Origin of the sequence: Nostoc cycadae WK-1 (genome assembly GCF_002897135.1) — a bacterium.
GTDB lineage: Bacteria > Cyanobacteriota > Cyanobacteriia > Cyanobacteriales > Nostocaceae > Nostoc_B.
Window position 1 is genome coordinate 3,051 of record NZ_DF978439.1, and the last position, 3,027, is coordinate 6,077.

Annotated in this window: 2 protein-coding genes; both read right to left on the reverse strand. The window is 41.4% G+C overall.

What is annotated here, in order from left to right:
• The coding region (locus NCWK1_RS23500; protein ID WP_146034029.1) for a tetratricopeptide repeat protein at positions 1 to 571 on the reverse strand (571 nt) is incomplete at its 3' end.
• 349 nt (positions 572 to 920) lie between these two features.
• A partial coding sequence (locus NCWK1_RS23505; protein ID WP_146034030.1) for a CHAT domain-containing protein occupies positions 921 to 3,027 on the reverse strand: 2,107 nt, incomplete at its 5' end.

Consider the following 3,027-nt stretch of genomic DNA (forward strand, 5'->3'; position numbering starts at 1 on the left):
GTGATAAGGGTAGGGATTTGTTGTAGTATACCAGCGCTTGCTGTTTGTCTCCCAAGGCATCATAGACACCACCAATGTTGTTGAGAGTTACTGCTTGTCCAGCTATATCTCCTACTTGCTCTCTGAGGGGCAAAGATTGGGTGAAGAATACCAGTGCTTGCTGTTTGTTACCTAGGGCATCATAAATAAAGCCAAGTTCGTTGAGTGTGATGGCTTGTTGTTTAGCATCGCCAATTTTTTGCCAGAGCTTGAAGGCGGTTTCAAATTTGGCGATCGCCTGTTTGAGGGATGTGGCTGTACCTCGTTCTAGTAACTCTTCGCCTTCTTGAAATATTTTCTCTGCGGTAGAACGGTTGACTTCTGGTGAATTTTTTTGTTGTTTTTGGGTAAAATTTAGGTTAATTTCTGGTGAATTTTTTTGTGGTTTTTGCTCAATATTAGGTGCATATTGCCCTGCTATTGCACCTAATTCAGCAAACACTATCATGCTAACTAAGAGAAGAGAAATATTAGTTGGGCAGGGCGCTAAAAAATTTTTTGGCTTTTGATAACGTTCGATTCTCTTAGCCATAAGAGCATTTTTTTTAAAAGAATTTATAACTGATTCACTATACTTTTAAGTGCTGTAAAGCCGTAATTTTTTAATAAAAAAAACCAAGTTACAAAAATATTGTGTGATTTATGATGGTGTAATTTATGAATAGTTAACTTTTGCCTTTAATTAAATAGGACTTACGTTAAGTGTCATAAATCTTTAGTTAAAACAGTCAATAGTCAATAGTCTAAAAATCATACTTTTTGACAATTGACTTTCGACAATTGTCAAGCACTACCTGAGTTTTAGTGTGCCAGTTGCGTAAGTACTATTAAAAATCTAGACTATACTATCATTCATCTATCAAGATTATTGGTATCAAGGATCACTTCCATTCACCTTGTAAAATAAAAGCAGCCCAATAATAAGGTCTAGAATAATCTTGCTCTTGCCACAGTTCCAACTGGGCAGAGCGCAGGGCTACCGCAGGTGTCAATTTTTGTTTGAGGATTTTGGTGTAAAATTTCTGCATCAATTCTGATGTGGCTTCATCATCCACATTCCATAAACTGACTAACACACGAGGGCTACCTGCATACATAAAGCCCCTTGTCAAGCCGACTAATCCTTCGCCCTTGATTTCTTTGCTTAAGCCAGTTTGACAAGCACTGAGAACAATTAACTCGGCGGGAAGTTTGAGGTTGAAGATATCTTGTAAACGCAAAAAGCCATTTTCTAGTTTGCCTTTTTCATCAAACAGTGATAGCACTATGCCAGATGATGTAGGGTTTTCGGTATCAAAAATGCCGTGGGTGGCAAGGTGGATAATGCGGTAGTCACTCAGTTGGGGACTGGTGACAAAGGCGCGGTTAGCGGCAAAATCTAATGCTTGCAGAGTTTGAGGTTTGGGAATTAAAGCTAAAATTGCTTCGGCTTCTTGGCGGGTGAAGGGTAAACGGTCAAAAGAGAACTTGGAATTAGTTGCGGGGGGGACGTTTTGCATGACAATGGATTTAAGGCGATCGTCATCTTTGCTAAAAACTGGGTCTGCTAGGATTGCCAAAGTTTTCGGTGCAATTTTACGGTTTTTGTGTTCGCGCCTGATGATGGCTAAGGTAGAAGCTGAGGGTAAGCTGATAATTTCGTGTTTGGCTATGAGAGGTTGAATTTTTTTACCTACAGTTTCAGGTTGGGGTAGGGCAGCGAATGGTAGATATTGCAAAGCACCATCACCAACAACTAACAAGCGTTTATTACCTAACTTATCAGCCACTGGTTGCAATAAGATTTGACTAAGTTTTGCTACCACATCAGAACTGCGAAAAGCACCTAAACCAGATTCTGCACCGATTTCTCTGTCGTTACTTAAACTGTAAGAACGAATTTTTAACAGATAGTTAAACTGCTTAACTAGAGTTTCGATATCTGCGCGTTTGGGTAGTTCATAGCTGCTGATGCTGGTTTTGCTGACTAACCACAAATAGCTACGTTCTTCACCCAGGGAGTATTGCAACAACAAAGTATCGTCATCGAGGATTTGTTGCTGAATTTCTGGAACGGAGGGTATTTGAGGTTGAGTTAAGGCGGCGTAGCGGGGGCTAGTAAACCTAATTTTGGCTTGGATGTCTTGATAGTCTTTGATGAGGGAAGCAAATTCGGTTTCTATGGCTTGTGCTTGTTCTGGGGTGTATTTACTACTGTTATAAAGTTCTAAACGGCGTTTTTCAGTTGCATCAAGTCGCTGTTGTAAATTGCGTTCTGCTGCTAATAGTTTTAGTTCTACACCTTGGCGAATATCGGCGTTTGCTTCTGTTAGTAAGTCTATTAAACTGCGGGCGCGAGATTTTTCGCTGGCTTGCCAACCCTTAGCATCGTAGCCTTGGGTTGGGTTTTGTTTGTGCAGTTGCATGAGTAAGTCAATGTAAAACTGGTAAACGTTTTGCTGAGAAGCGAAGTAGGAAGTACGTAGGTGTTCGTTGGTGATTTTGGTGCGTAAGTTTTCAATGAGTGCGATCGCTGCTTCTATTTGGGCGAGGGCTTGTTTGAGATTTCCTCTGTTGCGTTTTAAGGAAGCGATATTGCTAAGAGTTACGGACTCTCCCTCTTTATCACCGACTTGCCTTCTTAGGGGTAGAGACTGGTTGTAATAATTCAATGCCTGCTGTTTTTCTCCTAAATCATCGTAGACACTGCCGATGTTGTTGAGGGTGACGGCTTCCTGTCTTTTATCACCGACTTGCTGTGATAGGGGTAGAGACTGGTTGTAATAATTCAATGCCTGCTGTTTGTTTCCCAATGCGTCGTAGACCCGACCGATATTGTTGAGAGTGACGGCTTTCTGTCTTTTATCACCGACTTGCTGTGATAGGGGTAGAGACTGGTTGTAATAATTCAATGCCTGCTGTTTGTCTCCCAATGCGTCGTAGACACCGCCGATATTGTTGAGAGTGGCGGCTTTCCCTGTTTTATCACCGACTTGCTGTGATAGGGGT